A 16,554-nucleotide genomic window follows, 5' to 3' on the forward strand; every position below is an offset into this window, starting at 1 on the left:
ATCGGTTGGATCAGCCGCAACCGCCGCCTCGCCCGCGACTTCGAGCGACACTGCCGCATCGCCGCCGCCTTCGTCCGCATGGCAATGATCCGCATCATGCTCCGCCGGCTGGCCAGAAAGCCCTCAGCGTGAATCGAAACTTCCCGGATGGGCTCTCAGACCGGTGCCTTCACCATCACCACCTCTGGCGAAAACTACACCCTCGGCGATAGCGCCTCGGCGGAGACCTTCACCGCTCGCGCCAGCGGCCTGCCGAAAACCTACACCTACCTGGGCCTCGCCTCCACCGACGGCACCTCGGGCTTCTATGCCTCCAACACCACCAACGGCATCACCACCATCTACTACTTCACCAAGCAGACCATTGCCTCCGGTGCTACGGTTACCACCACGCCCGACACGGTGGGCCCCGGCGGCGCGGACTACACCTTCTGCTTCATGCCCGGCACGCTGATCCGCACCCCGGCCGGCGAGGCGGCGGTCGAGAGCCTCGCCATCGGCGACCTGGTGCTGACCGCCGCCGGCGAGACCCGGCCGATCCGCTGGATCGGGCGCCAGACCGTCTCGGCGCTCTTCGCCGACCCGATCACCAAGCTGCCGGTCCGCATCAAGGCCGGCGCCCTGGCCGAGAACGTGCCGAGCCGCGACCTGCTGGTCTCGCCCGGCCATGCCCTGCTGATCGACGGCGTGCTGATCCAGGCCGGCGCCCTGGTCAACGGCACCAGCATCCTCCGCGACGACAACGTGCCGGCGAATTTCACCTACTACCACATCGAAACCGCCGACCATTCGATCATCCTGGCCGAGAACACCCCGGCCGAGACCTTCGTCGACAACGTCACCCGCGCCAGCTTCGACAACATCCACGAGTATGTGGCGATGTTCGCCGACGCCCCGGCGGTGGAAGAACTCGACCTGCCGCGCGCGCTGTCGCACCGCCAGGTGCCGATGGCGGTCCGCCAGCGCATCGCCGCTCGCGCCGCCGCGATGTTCGGCGCGGAGGCCGCCGCGGCCGCCTGAGCGCATCCGCCGGACCAGAACAAGGGCGGCCCGCCATGCGTGGGCCGCCCTTTTTTGCTGCGCGCCCGCCGCCCTATATCCGGGGCAGCGGAGCGGGGAGCGAAGGCCGATGTCGGAGACAATTCTGCTGGGGGCCGGCGAGCGCCCCTGCACCTTGCTGCTCTCCCGCGCCAATCGCCACGGGCTGATCGCCGGCGCCACCGGCACCGGCAAGACCGTCACCCTGCAGACCCTGGCGGAGGGCTTCTCCCGCGCCGGCGTCCCGGTGTTCTGCGCCGACATCAAGGGCGACCTCTCCGGCCTCGCCGAAGCCGGGCGATCCAACCCCAAGATCGAGCAGCGGGCGCATGAGCTCGGCGAGGCGGATTTCGCCTATGAACCCTCTCCGGCGGTGTTCTGGGACGTCTTCGGCCAGCAGGGCCATCCGCTGCGCGCAACGGTGGCGGAAATGGGCCCGGTGCTACTCGCCCGGATGCTGGAACTGAACGAGACGCAGGAGGGGGTGCTCAGCATCGCCTTCGCCCTGGCCGATGACGAAGGGCTGCTGCTGCTCGACTTCAAGGACCTGCGCGCCATCCTCAGCCATGTCGCCGATCGCGCGGCGGAGCTGGGCACCGCCTATGGCAATGTCAGCAAGGCCACGGTCGGCACCATCCAGCGCCGCCTGCTGATGCTGGAACAGGCCGGCGGCGAGCAATTCTTCGGCGAACCGGCGCTCGCGCTGGCCGACCTGATGCTCGTCACCCCGGATGGCCGCGGCGCGGTGAACGTGCTGGCCGCCGACAAGCTGATCGCCTCCCCCCGGCTCTACGCCACCTTCCTGCTCTGGCTGCTGTCGGAACTGTTCGAGGAACTGCCGGAGGTCGGCGACCTGCCGAAGCCGAAGCTCGTCTTCTTCTTCGACGAGGCGCATCTGCTGTTCCGCGACGCGCCGCGGGCGCTGGTCGAGAAGGTGGAGACGGTGGTGCGGCTGATCCGCTCCAAGGGCGTCGGCATCTATTTCGTCACCCAGAACCCGCTGGACCTGCCGGCGGCGGTGCTCGGCCAGCTCGGCAACCGGGTGCAGCACGCGCTGCGCGCCTTCACCCCGGCCGAGCAGAAGGCGGTGCGCGCCGCCGCCGAGACCTTCCGCCCCAACCCAAGGCTGCGGGTGGAGGCGGTGATCGGCGAACTCGGCGTGGGGGAGGCGCTGGTCTCCACCCTGCAGGCCGATGGCACGCCGAGCCCGGTGGAGCGTGCCCGCATCCTGCCGCCGCGCGGCCGGATCGGTGCCCTGACTGCCGAGGAGCGCGCGGCGATCATCGACCGCAGCCCGCTGGCCGGGCATTACGACACGGCGGTGGACCGCGAGAGCGCCTATGAGCATTTGGTCGGCCGCACCACCGCCGCGCCGGCCGAGGGGCCGCGCCGCACCGGCGGCGCCCCGGTCCGCAGCGGCAACCCCTGGGGCGGCGCCGCCCTGCCGCCCCGGCCGCTGCCGCCGGTGCCGCCGCCCACACCCCGCGGCAGCCGCATTCCGCAGCTCCCCCAGGGCCAAGCGGGCGGCGGGCTCGGTGGCATGCTGGGCGATATTCTCACCGGCCGTGGCGGCAAGCGGGAAGGGGTGGCGGAATCCATGGCGAAATCGGTCGCCCGCAGCATGGGCAGCTCGGTCGGGCGGCAGATCGGCAATGCGGTGCTGCGCGGGGTGCTGGGATCGATCCTGAAGCGGTAGCTGCCCGGCCCAAGCATGGCCGGGGCGCCGTGCCCAGGGTTGGAAGCCCGGGCCGGACGGGGCATATCTGCGCCCGTGATGGTTCCCTTCCGCAAGATGCACGGCCTCGGCAACGACTTCGTCGTGCTGGATGCGCGCGCGACCCCGCTGCCGATCACTCCCGGCCGCGCCGCCGCCATCGCCGACCGCCGGCGCGGCATCGGCTGCGACCAGTTCATCGTGCTGGAGCCCGGCCGGGACGGGGCCGATGTCTTCATGCGCATCCGCAATCCGGACGGCTCCGAATCCGGCGCCTGCGGCAACGCCACCCGCTGCGTCGCCTCGCTGGTGGCGGCGGAGGCGGGGCGGGACCGCGTGGTGGTCCGCACCATTGCCGGCGACCTGCCGGTGGAGGCGCTGCCCGGGGGGCTGTGGCGGGCCGACATGGGCCCGGCCCGGCTCGGCTGGCAGGAGGTGCCGCTGGCGGCCGAGATGGACACGCTGCACCTGCCGCTGACCCGTGGCGTGCTGGCCGAGCCCGCCGCCTGCTCCATGGGCAACCCGCACGCGACCTTCTTCGTGCCGGATTTGGATGCGGTGCCGGTGGAGGTGCTTGGCCCCTCATTGGAACACGACCCGATCTTTCCCGAGCGGGCCAATATCGGCTTCGTCCAGGTGCTGGACCCCGCGCACATCCGCCTCACGGTCTGGGAGCGCGGCGCCGGGCTGACCCTCGCCTGCGGCTCCGGCGCCTGCGCCGCGCTGGTGAATGCGGCGCGGCGCGGGCTGACCGGGCGGCACGCCACCGTCGCCCTGCCCGGCGGCGAGCTGGTGATCGAATGGCGTGACGACGGCCATGTGCTGATGACCGGCCCGGTCGCCACCGCCTTCACTGGCAGCCTCGACCTCGCGGCCTACGGCGCATGACCGCACCCGGCGCGGCCCGCGATCCGGTCGAGGTGCTGACCTTCGGCTGCCGCCTCAATACCTATGAATCGGAGGGCATGCGGGCCTTGGCGACTGCGGCCGGCCATGACCGAACCATCGTCGTCAACACCTGCGCCGTCACCGCCGAGGCCGAGCGCCAGGCCCGCCAGGCGATCCGCCGCGCCGCCCGCGACAACCCCGGCACCCCCATCATTGTCACCGGCTGCGCCGCGCAGATCGCGCCAGACCGTTGGTCCACCCTGCCCGGCGTCACCCGCGTCATCGGCAATGCCGAGAAGCTGAAGCCCGAGAGCTGGGCGCTGGACGCCCCACCCGCCCCGGTCTCCGACATCATGGCGGCAACCGAGACGGCGGCGCATCTCGTCACGGAGTTCGCCGGCCGCGCCCGCGCCTTCGTCCAGGTGCAGCAGGGCTGCGATCACCGCTGCACCTTCTGCGTCATCCCCTATGGCCGCGGCCCGTCGCGCAGCGTCCCCGTAGGCGCCATCGTTGAGCAGGTGCGCACCCTGGTGGCCCATGGCTACCGCGAGGTGGTGCTGACCGGCGTCGACATCACCAGCTATGGTCCTGACCTGCCCGGCACCCCCACTCTCGGCCAGATGATCCGCCGCCTGCTGGCGCTGGTGCCGGAGCTGCCGCGGCTCCGGCTCTCCTCGCTCGACCCGGTCGAGATCGACCCAGACCTTTGGCGGTTGATCGAGGCGGAGCCGCGGCTGATGCCGCATCTGCATCTTTCGCTGCAGCACGGCGCCGACCTGATCCTGAAGCGGATGAAGCGGCGGCATTTGCGCGCCGATGCGCTGGCGGTCGCCCGCCGCGCCCGGGCGGCGCGGCCGGACATCGCCTTCGGTGCCGATCTCATCGCCGGCTTCCCGACCGAGACCGAGGCGGCCTTCGCCGAGACGCTCGATCTGGTGGCGGCGATGGAACTCACCTTCCTGCACGTCTTTCCCTACTCCGAGCGGCCGGGCACCCCGGCCGCCCGCATGCCGCAACTGCCGGTGCCGCTGCGGCGGGAACGCGCCGCCCGGCTGCGCGCCGCGGGCCAGGCCAGCGCCGCCCGCTTCTACGGGACGCGGCTGGAGGCGGCTCGGTCGGGAGGGGAGGAAGCCGTGCTGTTCGAGCGTGAGGACCGCGGCCACACCGCGCATTTCGCCCCGCTGCGGCTGGTGGGCGGCAGCGCCGCGCCCGGCGAGTTGCGCCTGGTCCGTGTCACCGGCGCCGATGCGGAGGGGCTGCTGGCCGAGGTGGCGCCGCGGATGGGGCAGAGCTGATGGCATTGCGAGACTGGATCGGCCGGCTGCGCGGCAAGGAGGCGCCGCCGCCTGCCGAAGCGCCGCTGACCTCCCCGCCCGGCCAGCCGCCGGCGCCGGTCCCGCCACAGGGCATGCCGACCGCGCCGCCGGTCGCCGCGCCCGACATCCCGGTGCCGCCGCAGCCAGCGAAGCCGCCGCCCTTCGCCGCGCCAAGCCCGCTCACCCGGGTCGGCGCGGAGCCCAGCCCGCCGCCCCAGCCCGTCATCGACCACGAGCTGCCGCCGCAGGATGACGAAGGCGCGCTGCGCGAGGTGGAGGCGCGCGAGGCGGTCCCCGCGCCGCCGCCACAGCCCACGGAACCGCAGGGCGAGGCGGAGCAGAAGACCGGCTGGTTCGCCCGCCTCAGGTCCGGGCTGTCGCGCTCCACCGCCAAGCTGACCGACAGCGTCACCTCGCTGTTCCGCAAGCGCCGGCTGGACGAGGCGGCGCTGGAGGAGCTGGAGGAGATGCTGATCGGCGCCGATCTCGGCGTCGCCGCCGCTGGCCGCATCGTCGAGGGCTTCCGCAAGACCCGCTTCGGCAAGGAAGTGACCGACGAGGAGGTGAAGGCGGCGCTGGCCGAGGAGATCGCCGCCATCCTCGCCCCGGTCGCCAGCCCGATGCCGCTCGACCCCACGCGGGCGCCGCATGTGGTGCTGGTGGTCGGCGTCAACGGCACCGGCAAGACCACCACCATCGCCAAGCTCGGCCAGCAGTACCGCGAGCAGGGGCTGCGCACCGCCTTCGTCGCCGGCGACACCTTCCGCGCCGCGGCGGTGGAGCAGTTGCAGATCTGGGCCGACCGCACCGGCGCCAAGGTCCATGTCCCGGCGAAACAGGGCGCCGACGCCGCGGGCCTCGCCTTCGATGCGCTCTCGGCAGCACGGGGTGACGGCACGGATGTGCTGCTGGTCGATACCGCTGGCCGGCTGCACAACAAGTCAGCGCTGATGGAGGAATTGCGCAAGGTCATCCGGGTGATGCGGCGCGTCGATGACAGTGCGCCGCATTCGGTGCTGCTGGTGCTGGATGCGACCACCGGCCAGAACGCCATCCAGCAGGCCAAGGTGTTCAAGGAGATGGTGAACGTCAGCGGCCTTGCCGTGACCAAGCTGGACGGCTCGGCCAAGGGCGGCGTGGTGGTGGCGCTGGCGCAGGAATTCGGCCTGCCGGTGCATTTCGTCGGCGTCGGCGAGAAGGCCGCCGACCTGCGGCCGTTCGAGGCACGGGATTTCGCCCGCAGCCTAGTCGGGCTGGAATGAGCCCGGCGCGCCGCCTGGCCCTGGCCGCCGGCGCGCTGCTTGTCGCCGCCGCCGCCATGGCACAGGATCTGCCGCCGCCGACGGCCGCCACCGCCAGCGCCTTCATCGACATCGTGCCGACCGAGGGGCGGGTACCGGTGCGGCTGGCCGTCGCGCATGTGGTCCGCATCGGCCGGGTCGAGGGCCATACGGTGATCGACACCACCGCCTGGGTGCAGCAGCGGACGGTGGAGCCGGTGGAGTCGGTCGCCCGCCGGCTCACCGCCGCCGGCCAGCGGCTAATCGCCCTGACCGATCTGAACGGCGCGCGGATCTACCTGGCGACCAATCGCGTCGTGCTGGTGCGCGATTCGCAGGAACGCCATGCGGCGGGCGCCCGCGCCGCCATCGTCATGGTCGGGCTGCGGTTCAACACCGACATCGCGGTGCGCGAATCGCCGGATGAGGTGATGGCAGCCCTGCGCCAGGCAGCCGGGCCGTTGGAGATCCCGGCCGCTGGCCAGCCCGCCCGCTGATCCCGGCGCGGCCGCCTTCCCACGCCCCGGCCCGCTGGGGTTGCCCCCATTCACCACAACGGAGGCCCTCCGCCATGCCCGATTCCGCCCCGGTCAGCCGCTACCCCGTGCCGCGGCTTGAGGAGATGCCGGAGGACATCCGCGCCCGCATTCTGAAGGTGCAGGAGAAATCCGGCTTCATCCCCAACGTCTTCCTGATGCTGGCCTACCGGCCGGAGGAATTCCGCGCCTTCATGGCCTATCACGACACGCTGATGGACAAGCCGGAGGGGCTGACCAAGGCGGAGCGGGAGATGATCGTCGTCGCCGTCTCCTCGCTCAACCAGTGCCAGTACTGCGTCATCGCGCATGGCGCGATCCTCCGCATCCGGGCGAGGAACCCGCTGATCGCCGACCAGATCGCCGCCAATTTCCGCAAGGCCGACATCACCCCGAAGCAGAAGGCGATGCTGGAATTCGCGCTGAAGGTGACGCAGCGCGCCAATGAGGTGGAGGAGGCCGACAGCGAGGCGTTGCGTGCCTTGGGCTTCTCCGCCGACGAGATCTGGGACATCGCCGCCATCGCCGCCTTCTTCGGCATGTCGAACCGGCTGGCGAATTTCACCAGCCTCAGGCCCAATGACGAATTCTACGGCATGGGCAGGGGCTGACACCGATGACCGAGATCCGCTGGGACCGCATGACCGCGCCGGAGCTGAAGGCGCTGGCGGCGCGGGAGGCGCTGGTGGTGCTGCCGATCGGCAGCCTGGAGCAGCATGGCCCGCACCTTCCGGTTTGGACCGACAGCGTCTGCGCCCATGAGATCGCGCTGCGCGCCGCCGCGGCGGTGGCGGAGGATACGCCCATTGCCGTGCTGCCGCCGCTCTGGCTCGGCCTCTCGGAGCATCACCTGCCCTTCGGTGGCACCATCACCCTGGACCATGCGACCTTCCAGGCGGTGCTGCGCTGCGTGGTGCGGTCGCTGCTGGCGGATGGCTTCAAGCGGCTGCTGATCGTCAACGGGCATGGCGGCAACATCGACCCGCTGGCGGTCGCCTCCCGCGAGCTGGCGGTGGAATTCGGCATCCCGATCGTCGTCACCACCTGGCCCCATCTGGCGCCGAAGGAGATCGGCGCCATCCTGACGACGCAGCCCGGCATCCAGCACGCCTGCGAGGGCGAGACCAGCCTCTGGCTGGCGCTGGATGGGGCGCAGGTGCGGCAGGACAAGCTGGCCGAGACCATCTCCAATCCGCCGCCTAGCCCGCCCGCCGGCATGGTCCGCTTCTGGTCCTTCGAGGAGCGGGCGCCGCGCACCGGGGTCCGTGGCGACCCGCGTGCCGCGACGGCGGAGAAGGGCGAGGCCATCCTCGCTGCCGTCACCACCGCGCTGGCGGCAGCAATCCGCGATCCGCTGCTGTGGAGCGTGCCGGACCCGGTCTGGGCGCCGGGCCGCGCCCAGCGGGATCAGTAAGGGAAGCCCAGCCTCACAGCCCTGCCGGCTGCGGCAGCGGGCGGGTGCCGCGGGCATCCTCCGGCGGGTTGGTCGCTGGCGCTGCCAGCGGCTTGCCCGCCATCTCCTGCCAGCGGGTCAGTGCCCAGCGGGCGGAGGGGAAGGCGATTTCCGCCCAGGGGATCTCCTCCCAGCCGAACAGCCGCACCTCCAGGCTTTCCGGCCCGGCGGCGAAGCCTGGCTCGGCGAAGCCGGCGCGAAAGATGACCTGCACCTGGCCGAGCCGGGCGATGGAATAGACCGCCAGCACGCCCTCCAGCGCGATGCGGACCTGGGCTTCCTCCCAGGCTTCGCGCCGGGCGCCTTCCTCCACCGTCTCGCCCATTTCCATGAAGCCGGCCGGCAGGGTCCAGAAGCCGCGGCGCGGCTCGATGGCGCGGCGGCAGAGCAGGATGCGGCCTTCGGCGGAGACGACGCTGCCGACGACGATCTTTGGGTTCTCATAGGCAATGAAGCCGCAATCCGGGCAGGTCAGCCGTTCGCGGTCATCGCCATCCGGGATGGCGCGGATGAAGGCAGGCATGCCAGGACGATGGGCGGGTGCGGGCGCCGGCGCAAGTCCGGCGCTGCTGGGGCTGCCGAGGTCCTGGACGGCTGGCAGAGGGTTGAGCAGGGGCGGATCGCCCGCCATCGGTCATGCGCGGGCTTGACCCGCGCATTCGCCTCCGCTGTGAAAACCCGGGTTGGATGGCCCAATCAAATCCGGCCATGACGGGCTGCGCGCGGCTGGCCGGGCGGTCAGACCCGCAGGTCGAGCAGTGAGCCGCGCGGCGTGGGACGGTTCGGTGGCGGCGGGACGGTTTCCAATGTGCGTTGCTGCGGCCCGGTGTCGCCGCCGGGGGTGGGCGCGATGCCGCGTACCGGCTGGGCGCGCTCGGGGCCGTTGACGGGCGGCGTGCCGCCGATTCCGGAGGTGAAGGCCGCCAGGGAGTTCGTCGCGATCATGCGCAGGACCATGACACGGATATCTGAATCGCCGGTTAAGGCACCCCGCGCCCAGAAGCGGCGGCGGCCGGGCGGCGGGCGGAGCTGCGGGATCGGGGCGATGCGCATGCCCCAGCCTCGGCCGAGGCGGCATTAACCATCCAGCAGCCTAAGGTTGTGTTTTCCGCATTTATGTAAGGATGGCGAACGCGACCTACCCGAGCAGCAGCGCCCCCATCACCCCGCCCCCGGCCAGCATCCAGAGCGGGCTGTAATCCGTCCGCCAGACGAAGACGCTGGCCACCGCCACCAGCAGCAGCGGCATCACCCCTTGGCTGTGCGCCGAACCGTGTGTCGCCTGGGCCATGGTGATGCCGGCCGCCAGGATCAGCCCGATCGCCACCGGCACCAGCCCGCCCTGCGCCGGCTTCAGCCAGGGCGCGCCGCGCAGCCTTTGGGTCAGCCCGGCCATGCCCCAGGCCAGCACCGCCGCCGGCACCAGCATCCCGAGCGTCGCCGCCGCCAGCCCGGGGCCGCCGGCGATCCGCCAGCCCATCACGCTGGCGACCAGGATGTTGGGCCCCGGCGCCGCCTGCGCCAGCGCGTAGAGCTGGGAGAAGGTCGCATCGTCCAGCCAGCCGTGCAGCTCCACCAGCTGGCGGTGCATCTCCGGCAGCACCGCATTGGCGCCGCCGATCGCCACCAGCGACAGGATGGAGAAGGTCAGCAGGATTTGCAGCACCAGGGTCATCGCGCCGCCCCCTTGCCCAGCAGCCCGGCCCGTCGCAGCGACAGCGCGATCGAGACCGGCGCCAGCACCACGACGATCAGCGGCAGCGATATCCGGAACCAGGCCGCCGCCACCGTGGCCAGCAGCAGCACCACCAGCGCCTCTGCGTGCAGCTTCAGCTTGCCCGCCATCTTCAGGGCGGTGCCGATCACCATGCCGGCGGCGCCGGCGGCGATGCCGGCCATCACCGGCGCCACCGCCGGAAGCTGGCCGTACCGGTCGTAGAACAGGCACAGGATGATCAGGATGATCAGCGGCGCGAAATAGAGGCCGGAGGTCGCCAGCAGCGCCCCGGCCAGGCCATGGAAGCGCCGCCCGATCATCACCGCCGCATTCCCGACGTTCGGCCCCGGCAGGATCTGCCCGAGGCCGAGGACCTCGGCGTAGTCCCGCTCCGTCAGCCAGCGCTGCTCCTGCACGATGACATGCCGCGCCCAGGCGGCGACGCCGCCGAAGCCGAGCAGTCCGATCTTGAGGTAACCGAGGAACAGGCCGGCATGGCTCGGCCGCGTCAGGGCCGGGGCGGCGGCGTCGGACAAGGGCGGGGACTCCAGAATGGGGCGGCATGGTCGCGCGGATCGGCGCCCGGGGAAAGCCGGGACGGCCGCCAAGGTGGTGGCGCTGGGCCGGTGCCGCCGGCATCATCGGCGCCGAACGACAAGCCGAGGTGGACGCATGCATTGCACGGATCACTCGCCGCCGGGCTGCTGGCGATGACGCTCGGCGCCGGCGCCGCAGCCGAGCCGGTCGCGCTCGAGCGCTGGGGCAGCTTCCACGTCGGCGGGCGGGAGGTGGTGATCAGCGGCCAGCCGGTGCGGGAAATGGCCTTCAACCCTGGCAGCGTGCCCGTCCGCATCGACCCCAACGGCACTTATCTGATGGGCAGCATGTACGCCCAGTACATGATCCCGGCCAACCCGCGCGGCCAGGCGCCCCTGCTGATGTGGCACGGCGGCGGCCTTACCGGCGTCACCTGGGAGACCACGCCGGACGGCCGCGAGGGCTGGCAGCATTTCTTCCTCCGTCGTGGCTGGCCGGTCTATGTCTCGGATGCGGTGGAGCGCGGTCGCTCCGGCTGGAGCATGATTCCGGAGCAGACCGGCGGCCAGCATGTGCTGCTCACCCAGGACAATCCCTGGGAGCGCTTTCGCATCGGCGACGGCGCCGGAAGCTTCGCCCGAGGCACCACCAACCCCGGCGTCCAATTCCCCACCGACCCGGAGAGCTACCGCAACTTCGTCCGCCAGGTGGTGCCGCGCTTCACCACCACCGATGCGCTGACGCTGGATGCCTATCTGGCGCTGCTCGACCGCGTCGGGCCGAGCGTGGTGATGGTGCACAGCCAGTCCGGGCAATTCGGCTGGCGGGCGGCGCAGGAACGGCCGGACAAGGTCCGGGCTCTGGTGCTGGTGGAGCCGGCTGCGACCGGCGATCCGGCGAAGGTGGCGGCGCTGCGCGACATCCCGATGCTGGTCGTCTATGGCGACTACATCGCCACCGACGCCCGCTGGCCGACCATCCGCGCCAATGGCCTCCGCTTCGCCGAGGCGGTCCGGGCGGCGGGCGGCACCGTCGATGTGGTGGACCTGCCGGAGCGCGGCATCCGCGGCAACAGCCACATGGTCATGATGGACCGCAACGGCGACCAAGTGGCGGCGATGATCCAGGATTGGCTGACGGCGAAGGGGCTCTGGCGGTAGCGCGGCGCGGCTGAGGCGAATCGGACGGCGACAAAACGATGTTTTGCGCCGCCGCCGGAGTGTTGCATTGCTGTGGCAATGCTTGACCGGGCTGCGGAGGGGCGTGGACGCCGATCCGCTGGAGAGGCCCGCCTGCCGGAGATCGCCGCATGGACCGCTGTCGCCGCATCAGCTTCGCCGTCATCGGGTTGCTGCTCGCCGCGCTGCCGGCGCGGGCCAGCCTGGTCGGCAGCGTCATCGACGGCGCCTACTACTTCGGCACCACGGCCTCGCCGTACGAGAACGCCAGCGTCTCGCCCACGCCCTTCACGGTCGGGGCCGGCACCGAAGCCCTGCTGACCGTGGATGGCAACGTCTTCACGACCATCGACTTCGCCGCCAGCAGCCTGATCCTGACCGCCACGACCGACGTCGACTATGCCAACGCCGCCTACAACGGCCTGAAATTCACTGTCCTCTCCGGCGACGGCTTCGGCACGGTGCGCGCCGTCACCACCTCGGCCGGGCAGGTGGTTTCAACCGCCGTGATCAACGGCGTGCTGGAGATGAACTGGGCCGGCCAGCACTTCGCGGCGGGCGACAGCATCACCGTCACCTTCACCCCGATCGACATACCGGAACCGGCGACCCTGCTCCTGCTCGGCGCCGGACTGCTGGGCCTGCAGGCGGTGCGCCGCCGTCGCCCCGTCGCGGGCTGAGGCCGGGGCAGGCATTTGCAGGCGAAGCAACGACCGCAGCCATGGCATGCGGTGGTCTCAATCATTTATACCGGTTATATAGTCGTTTGTCACCCAGGAGTTGCCATGCCGGAGCCCCGGTCCAAGCGCCGAGCCTGACCCCATGCCGGATGGGCTGTCGACAGGCGCCGCCGCGCGGCTGCTGCCGCTGCCGCGCACCGGGCTGCCCGGCTGGTGCGACCGCTACCTGTCGCCCGCCGGCGAACTTGCCACCGGCCGCATCTGGCTCGACACCACCCTGGCCCATGCCCTGCCGCCGACGGCAACGGCCCTGGCCGCGGTGACCGATGCGGTGCTGGTGCCACTGCTGCGCCAGGGCCGCCGTCTCGGCAGCCTGACCACCGATTACTCCCTGCTCTGGCAGCCGCTGATCGCCCCCGGCACCGATGACGCGGCGCTGCGGACGGCGGGGCGCACCCTTGGCCGGCTGTTGCGCTTCCGCCCGCCGCTGCGGCTGGAGGCGATGGACGCCGAGGCACCAGGGCTGGAGCCGCTGCTGGAAGGCTGCCGTGCCGCCGGGCTGATGGCGCTGCGCTACCGGCATTTCGGCAATTGGCATGAGGAATTCGCCGAGGGGCTGGGCTGGGACGCCTATCTCGCCGCCCGGCCGCCGGCGCTGCGCACCACCATCGGCCGCAAGCTCGCCCGCGCCGGGCGGGAGCTGCGCTTCGAGCTGCTGACGGCGCCGGGCCTGGCGTTGGAGACCGGCATCGCCGCCTATGAGGCGGTGCGCGCCGGCAGCTGGAAGCCGCATGAGCCCTTCGCCGGCTTCGACGCCGCGCTGATGCGGGCCATGGCGGCGGCGGGCGCGCTGCGCCTCGGCGTATTGCGGAACCAGCAGGATGGCGCCCCGGTCGCGGCGCAATACTGGGTGGTGGCGGGGAGGCGCGCCACCATTCCGAAGCTCTACCACCTGGAAGCCGCCCGCGCCGCCTCCCCCGGCACCGTGCTGACCGCGCTGATGATCCGGCGGCTGCTGGAGACGGACCGAGTGCGGTCGATCGACTTCGGCCGCGGCGACGATGCCTACAAGCAGCTCTGGGCCGGGACGCGGCGGCAGCGTATCGGCGTGATCCTGCTGGACCCGCGCCACCCGGAAGGCTTGCTCGCCCTGGCACGGGACACTGCCGGGCGGCTGCGCCGCCGCTTCCGCCCCGCAATCGAAAGCCTTGCATGAAGATCCTCTACAGCCACCGCATCCAGTCACGTGACGGCATGAGCGTGCACCTCGAGTCGATGGTCGCCGCCCTGCGCGCGGAGGGGCATGAGGTGCGGGTCGTCGGCCCCGCCGCCTATGCCGAGGCCAGTCTCGGCGGCGAGAGCCGTTTGACCGCGCTGCTGCGGCGCTGGCTGCCGGGTGCCGCGGCAGAGCTGGCGGAGCTGGCCTACAGCATTCCCGCCTATCTCCGCCTCGCCCGCGCCGCCGCCGGGTTCCGGCCGGATGCGATCTACGAGCGGTACAACCTGTTCTTCCTCTCCGGCGCGCTGCTGGCGCGGCGGCGGCAAGTGCCCTTCCTGGTCGAGGTCAACGCCCCCTTGGCTGAGGAGCGGTCGCGCTTCGGCGGGCTGACGCTGCAGCGCTTGGCCCGCTGGACCGAACGCTTCGTCTGGCGGACCGCCAGCCACGTGCTGCCGGTGACGGAGGTGCTGGCCGGACATGTGCGGAATGCCGGCGTGCCGGCGGCGCGCATCGTCGTGGTGCCGAACGGGATCGAAATAGCAGAATTCCCCACGCCTGCGCCTGCGCCTGCGCCGGCGAAGCCCGTCGTCACCCTTGGCTTCGTCGGCTTTGTCCGCGACTGGCATGGGCTGGATACGGTGGTGCGGGAAATTGCCGGCTTCCGTGGCGCGACGCCGCTGGAACTGCTGGTTGTCGGCGAGGGCCCGGCGCGGCCAGGGCTGGAGCTTCTGGCGGCGGAGCTCGGCATCGCCGACCGGGTACGCTTCACCGGCCTTGCCGAGCGGCAGGCGGTGCCCAGCCTGGTCGCCGGCTTCGACATCGCGCTGCAACCGGCAGCGGTCGCCTATGCCTCACCGCTGAAGGTCTTCGAATACATGGCTGCGGGCCGCGCCATAGTCGCCCCGGACCAGCCGAACATCCGCGAGGTGCTGGAGCACGAACGCACTGCCCTGCTGTTCGAGGGCGGCAAGCCTGGGGCGATGTGGGCGGCGGTGAAGCGCCTGGCGACCGACCCTGTGCTGCGGGCACGGTTGGGCGCCGCGGCGCGGGCGGAGGTGCTGGCGCGCGACCTGACTTGGTCCGGCAATGCCCGCCGCGCCGTGGCGCTGGCCGAGGCCGAGATTGCCCGCCGCGCCAAGGCCGCGCCCGAGGCCGCACGATGAGCCACGCCGCCCCCCTGCTGCTGCACGTCTTCCCGGGCTTCGGCGTCGGCGGGGCGCAGGTGCGCTTCGCCGCGCTGGCCAACCGCTTCGGGCCGCGCTGGCGGCACGCGATCCTGGCGCTCGACGGCAATACCGCCTGCACCGAGCGGCTGCGGCCGGAGGTGCCTTGCACCCTGGTCCCACTGCCGCATGCGCGCGACGCCACGCCGGCGCAGCGGCTGCTGGCGATCCGCAGGCTGTTCCACCGGCTGCGCCCGGCGCTGCTGGTGACCAGCAATTGGGGCAGCATCGAATGGGCGATTGCCAACCTGCTGCCGCCCCGCCTGCCGCATCTGCACACCGAGGATGGCTTCGGCCCGGATGAGGCGGCCGGTCAGAAGCCGCGCCGCATGTTGGCCCGTCGCCTGGCCCTGCGCCGGAGCGAGGTGGTGGTGCCTTCCACCCTGCTGCTGGACGCGGCGCGGCAGGGCTGGCGGCTGCCGGAGGCGCGGCTGCATCATATCCCGAACGGGCTAGACCTGCGGCGCTTCCGACCGGACGGGCCGCCGGCGCCGCTCCAGGTGCCGGGCGAGGGCCCGCTGATCGGCACGGTGGCGGCGCTGCGGCCAGAGAAGAACCTCGGCCGGCTGCTGCGCGCCATGGCGCTGCTGCGGGCGGAAGGGCTGGTGGCGCGGCTGGCGATCCTCGGCGACGGGCCGGAGCGGAGGGGGCTGGAGGCGCTGACGGGGCAGCTCGGCCTCGGCGGCTGCGTGCGCTTCCTCGGCCATGTGCCGGATCCGGCGGCGGCCTATCGAGGGATGGATCTGCTGGCGCTCTCCTCCGACACCGAGCAGATGCCCTTCTCGGTGCTGGAGGCGATGGCGAGCGGGCTGGCGGTGGCGGCGACCGAGGTGGGCGACCTGCGTGCCATGCTGCCGGCTGAAGGCTGGCCGCATCTCGCGGCGCGCGAGGATGCCGCCCTGGCCGTGGCGCTGCGGCCACTGCTGGCGGATGCCGCGCTGCGCGCCCGCCTCGGCGCCGCCAACCGCGCCAAGGCGGAGCGCGACTATGACGAGGAGGTCATGTACCAGGCCTATGCGCGGCTGTTCGACGGGCTGGCGCGCGGCTGAGGCCTGCGGCCGGAGGCCGGAAACCGTCATGACCGGAGTTGATCTGGCCATTCAGCCTCCGGTTCTTGCTGTGGAGGCGGATGCGCGGGTCAGGCCCGCGCATGACGGAAGATGGGCGGCCTGTCCTGCTTCAGCGCATATCTGGCTCCAGACGAAATCCCGCGCCGGGAGACTGGCCGCGCTCATCCCGGTCAGCGTGATGCCGAGATCGGCCACGGCATGGCCATTCGCACCGGTCTGGAACTGCGGCGTCGCGATGGCGAACCGCGCCTCGGTCTTCCCTAGGCACTGAAATTGCCGACGCCGCGTGCGATGAAGGAGGGCAGCGCGGTGTTCCCCAGCCATGGCATTCCTCCGGCAGGCATCGGGCAGGATTCGCTGTGCCGCTGGTCCGGCAGAATGATCTGTATGAAACAACATGTTGAAGGCTGGATCAGCGACGCTGGGCCAAGCCGGATCGACGGGCTGCCAACCGCGCTCCCTTTCGAACTTCTGTCGGTTTCCTGGCGCGAACTGAATCCGGCTGGCGATTGCCGGCATGGCGTTCCGCTGCGGCAGCCGCCGCATCCTTCCGGCGCCGCGTTGACGGTCCCGGATAGCGCGCTTAGTGGTGGAAACAGTGGGAGGAACCGGCGGGTCAGGCGTCGCTGGGTCGGACCATTGCGCGCAGGGCTGGTCGCGCGGACCACCGGCGTCGCCGTCCCGTAACATGCCGCAACAACCGCA

General features: G+C 71.6%; 18 protein-coding genes. 13 read left to right on the plus strand and 5 right to left on the minus strand.

The genetic code is table 11. The features are described from left to right. Positions 1-147: 147 nt before the first annotated feature. The 8 genes from H7965_RS06010 to H7965_RS06045 all read left to right on the plus strand — a co-directional run bounded on the left by H7965_RS06010 (position 148) and on the right by H7965_RS06045 (position 8,186). Entirely contained in the window at positions 148-1,020 is an 873-nt protein-coding gene (locus H7965_RS06010; protein ID WP_186769654.1) for a Hint domain-containing protein, read from the plus strand. Between the two features lie 109 nt (positions 1,021-1,129). Continuing rightward, the gene (locus H7965_RS06015; protein WP_186769655.1) at positions 1,130-2,734 is read left to right on the plus strand and encodes a helicase HerA-like domain-containing protein; all 1,605 of its coding nucleotides are present in this window, start codon (positions 1,130-1,132) and stop codon (positions 2,732-2,734) included. Between the two features lie 75 nt (positions 2,735-2,809). After that, positions 2,810-3,640 carry a diaminopimelate epimerase gene (gene dapF / locus H7965_RS06020; protein ID WP_186769656.1) on the plus strand — a complete coding sequence of 277 codons (831 nt, stop codon included), beginning with the start codon at positions 2,810-2,812 and terminating at the stop codon, positions 3,638-3,640. Continuing rightward, a complete protein-coding gene (gene mtaB, locus H7965_RS06025; RefSeq protein WP_186769657.1) occupies positions 3,637-4,935 on the plus strand; it encodes a tRNA (N(6)-L-threonylcarbamoyladenosine(37)-C(2))-methylthiotransferase MtaB in 1,299 nt (432 codons plus the stop codon). Before dapF ends, mtaB begins: the two co-directional genes overlap by 4 nt. Before the next feature lie 113 nt (positions 4,936-5,048). Then, positions 5,049-6,218 (plus strand): signal recognition particle-docking protein FtsY, encoded by a 1,170-nt coding sequence (ftsY, locus tag H7965_RS06030; protein WP_456308126.1) that lies wholly within the window; start codon positions 5,049-5,051, stop codon positions 6,216-6,218. Then, positions 6,215-6,733 carry a hypothetical protein gene (locus H7965_RS06035; RefSeq protein WP_186769659.1) on the plus strand — a complete coding sequence of 173 codons (519 nt, stop codon included), beginning with the start codon at positions 6,215-6,217 and terminating at the stop codon, positions 6,731-6,733. The genes ftsY and H7965_RS06035 overlap by 4 nt, the downstream gene beginning before the upstream one ends. A gap of 74 nt (positions 6,734-6,807) precedes the next feature. Continuing rightward, positions 6,808-7,383 carry a peroxidase-related enzyme gene (locus H7965_RS06040; RefSeq protein ID WP_186769660.1) on the plus strand — a complete coding sequence of 192 codons (576 nt, stop codon included), beginning with the start codon at positions 6,808-6,810 and terminating at the stop codon, positions 7,381-7,383. A gap of 5 nt (positions 7,384-7,388) precedes the next feature. Continuing rightward, on the plus strand, positions 7,389-8,186 hold the full coding sequence (locus H7965_RS06045; RefSeq protein WP_186769661.1) for a creatininase family protein: 798 nt from the start codon (positions 7,389-7,391) through the stop codon (positions 8,184-8,186). Positions 8,187-8,199: 13 nt separating this feature from the next. Here H7965_RS06045 and H7965_RS06050 read toward each other — a convergent pair whose 3' ends face one another. The 4 genes from H7965_RS06050 to H7965_RS06065 all read right to left on the minus strand — a co-directional run bounded on the left by H7965_RS06050 (position 8,200) and on the right by H7965_RS06065 (position 10,478). Further along, positions 8,200-8,748, minus strand: coding sequence for an NUDIX hydrolase (locus H7965_RS06050; RefSeq protein WP_186769662.1), 549 nt, complete (start codon positions 8,746-8,748; stop codon positions 8,200-8,202). A gap of 215 nt (positions 8,749-8,963) precedes the next feature. Next, positions 8,964-9,278, minus strand: coding sequence for a hypothetical protein (locus H7965_RS06055; RefSeq protein WP_186769663.1), 315 nt, complete (start codon positions 9,276-9,278; stop codon positions 8,964-8,966). Positions 9,279-9,363: 85 nt separating this feature from the next. After that, the gene (locus tag H7965_RS06060) at positions 9,364-9,900 is read right to left on the minus strand and encodes a chromate transporter (protein WP_186769664.1); all 537 of its coding nucleotides are present in this window, start codon (positions 9,898-9,900) and stop codon (positions 9,364-9,366) included. Continuing rightward, the gene (locus tag H7965_RS06065) at positions 9,897-10,478 is read right to left on the minus strand and encodes a chromate transporter (protein ID WP_186769665.1); all 582 of its coding nucleotides are present in this window, start codon (positions 10,476-10,478) and stop codon (positions 9,897-9,899) included. The genes H7965_RS06060 and H7965_RS06065 overlap by 4 nt, the downstream gene beginning before the upstream one ends. A gap of 141 nt (positions 10,479-10,619) precedes the next feature. Between H7965_RS06065 and H7965_RS06070 the strand changes: the two genes are divergently transcribed. The 5 genes from H7965_RS06070 to H7965_RS06090 all read left to right on the plus strand — a co-directional run bounded on the left by H7965_RS06070 (position 10,620) and on the right by H7965_RS06090 (position 15,828). Continuing rightward, entirely contained in the window at positions 10,620-11,639 is a 1,020-nt protein-coding gene (locus H7965_RS06070; protein WP_229682497.1) for an alpha/beta hydrolase family protein, read from the plus strand. Between the two features lie 149 nt (positions 11,640-11,788). Beyond that, complete coding sequence (locus H7965_RS06075) at positions 11,789-12,337, plus strand: PEP-CTERM sorting domain-containing protein (RefSeq protein WP_186769666.1); 549 nt, start codon at positions 11,789-11,791, stop codon at positions 12,335-12,337. Positions 12,338-12,479: 142 nt separating this feature from the next. Further along, positions 12,480-13,553 (plus strand): GNAT family N-acetyltransferase, encoded by a 1,074-nt coding sequence (locus H7965_RS06080; protein ID WP_186769667.1) that lies wholly within the window; start codon positions 12,480-12,482, stop codon positions 13,551-13,553. Next, the gene (locus H7965_RS06085; RefSeq protein WP_186769668.1) at positions 13,550-14,719 is read left to right on the plus strand and encodes a glycosyltransferase family 4 protein; all 1,170 of its coding nucleotides are present in this window, start codon (positions 13,550-13,552) and stop codon (positions 14,717-14,719) included. Before H7965_RS06080 ends, H7965_RS06085 begins: the two co-directional genes overlap by 4 nt. Continuing rightward, positions 14,716-15,828 carry a glycosyltransferase family 4 protein gene (locus H7965_RS06090; protein WP_186769669.1) on the plus strand — a complete coding sequence of 371 codons (1,113 nt, stop codon included), beginning with the start codon at positions 14,716-14,718 and terminating at the stop codon, positions 15,826-15,828. The genes H7965_RS06085 and H7965_RS06090 overlap by 4 nt, the downstream gene beginning before the upstream one ends. 51 nt (positions 15,829-15,879) lie before the next feature. Here the strand turns inward: H7965_RS06090 and H7965_RS06095 are convergent, their stop codons facing one another. Then, a complete protein-coding gene (locus H7965_RS06095; RefSeq protein WP_186769670.1) occupies positions 15,880-16,395 on the minus strand; it encodes a hypothetical protein in 516 nt (171 codons plus the stop codon). Positions 16,396-16,554: the final 159 nt, after the last annotated feature.

Source organism: Siccirubricoccus deserti (assembly GCF_014283215.1).
GTDB lineage: Bacteria > Pseudomonadota > Alphaproteobacteria > Acetobacterales > Acetobacteraceae > Siccirubricoccus > Siccirubricoccus deserti.

What these genes read in the sequence shown, in the direction of transcription:
- H7965_RS06050 (WP_186769662.1), bottom strand. Translation starts at nt 8,748, where the DNA reads ATGCCTGCCTTCATCCGCGCCATCCCGGATGGCGATGACCGCGAACGG.
- H7965_RS06015 (WP_186769655.1), top strand. Translation starts at nt 1,130, where the DNA reads ATGTCGGAGACAATTCTGCTGGGGGCCGGCGAGCGCCCCTGCACCTTG.
- H7965_RS06060 (WP_186769664.1), bottom strand. Translation starts at nt 9,900, where the DNA reads ATGACCCTGGTGCTGCAAATCCTGCTGACCTTCTCCATCCTGTCGCTG.
- ftsY (WP_456308126.1), top strand. Translation starts at nt 5,049, where the DNA reads ATGCCGACCGCGCCGCCGGTCGCCGCGCCCGACATCCCGGTGCCGCCG.
- H7965_RS06075 (WP_186769666.1), top strand. Translation starts at nt 11,789, where the DNA reads ATGGACCGCTGTCGCCGCATCAGCTTCGCCGTCATCGGGTTGCTGCTC.
- H7965_RS06055 (WP_186769663.1), bottom strand. Translation starts at nt 9,278, where the DNA reads ATGCGCATCGCCCCGATCCCGCAGCTCCGCCCGCCGCCCGGCCGCCGC.
- H7965_RS06045 (WP_186769661.1), top strand. Translation starts at nt 7,389, where the DNA reads ATGACCGAGATCCGCTGGGACCGCATGACCGCGCCGGAGCTGAAGGCG.
- H7965_RS06085 (WP_186769668.1), top strand. Translation starts at nt 13,550, where the DNA reads ATGAAGATCCTCTACAGCCACCGCATCCAGTCACGTGACGGCATGAGC.
- H7965_RS06090 (WP_186769669.1), top strand. Translation starts at nt 14,716, where the DNA reads ATGAGCCACGCCGCCCCCCTGCTGCTGCACGTCTTCCCGGGCTTCGGC.
- H7965_RS06080 (WP_186769667.1), top strand. Translation starts at nt 12,480, where the DNA reads ATGCCGGATGGGCTGTCGACAGGCGCCGCCGCGCGGCTGCTGCCGCTG.
- mtaB (WP_186769657.1), top strand. Translation starts at nt 3,637, where the DNA reads ATGACCGCACCCGGCGCGGCCCGCGATCCGGTCGAGGTGCTGACCTTC.
- H7965_RS06035 (WP_186769659.1), top strand. Translation starts at nt 6,215, where the DNA reads ATGAGCCCGGCGCGCCGCCTGGCCCTGGCCGCCGGCGCGCTGCTTGTC.
- H7965_RS06040 (WP_186769660.1), top strand. Translation starts at nt 6,808, where the DNA reads ATGCCCGATTCCGCCCCGGTCAGCCGCTACCCCGTGCCGCGGCTTGAG.
- H7965_RS06095 (WP_186769670.1), bottom strand. Translation starts at nt 16,395, where the DNA reads ATGCGGCGGCTGCCGCAGCGGAACGCCATGCCGGCAATCGCCAGCCGG.
- H7965_RS06010 (WP_186769654.1), top strand. Translation starts at nt 148, where the DNA reads ATGGGCTCTCAGACCGGTGCCTTCACCATCACCACCTCTGGCGAAAAC.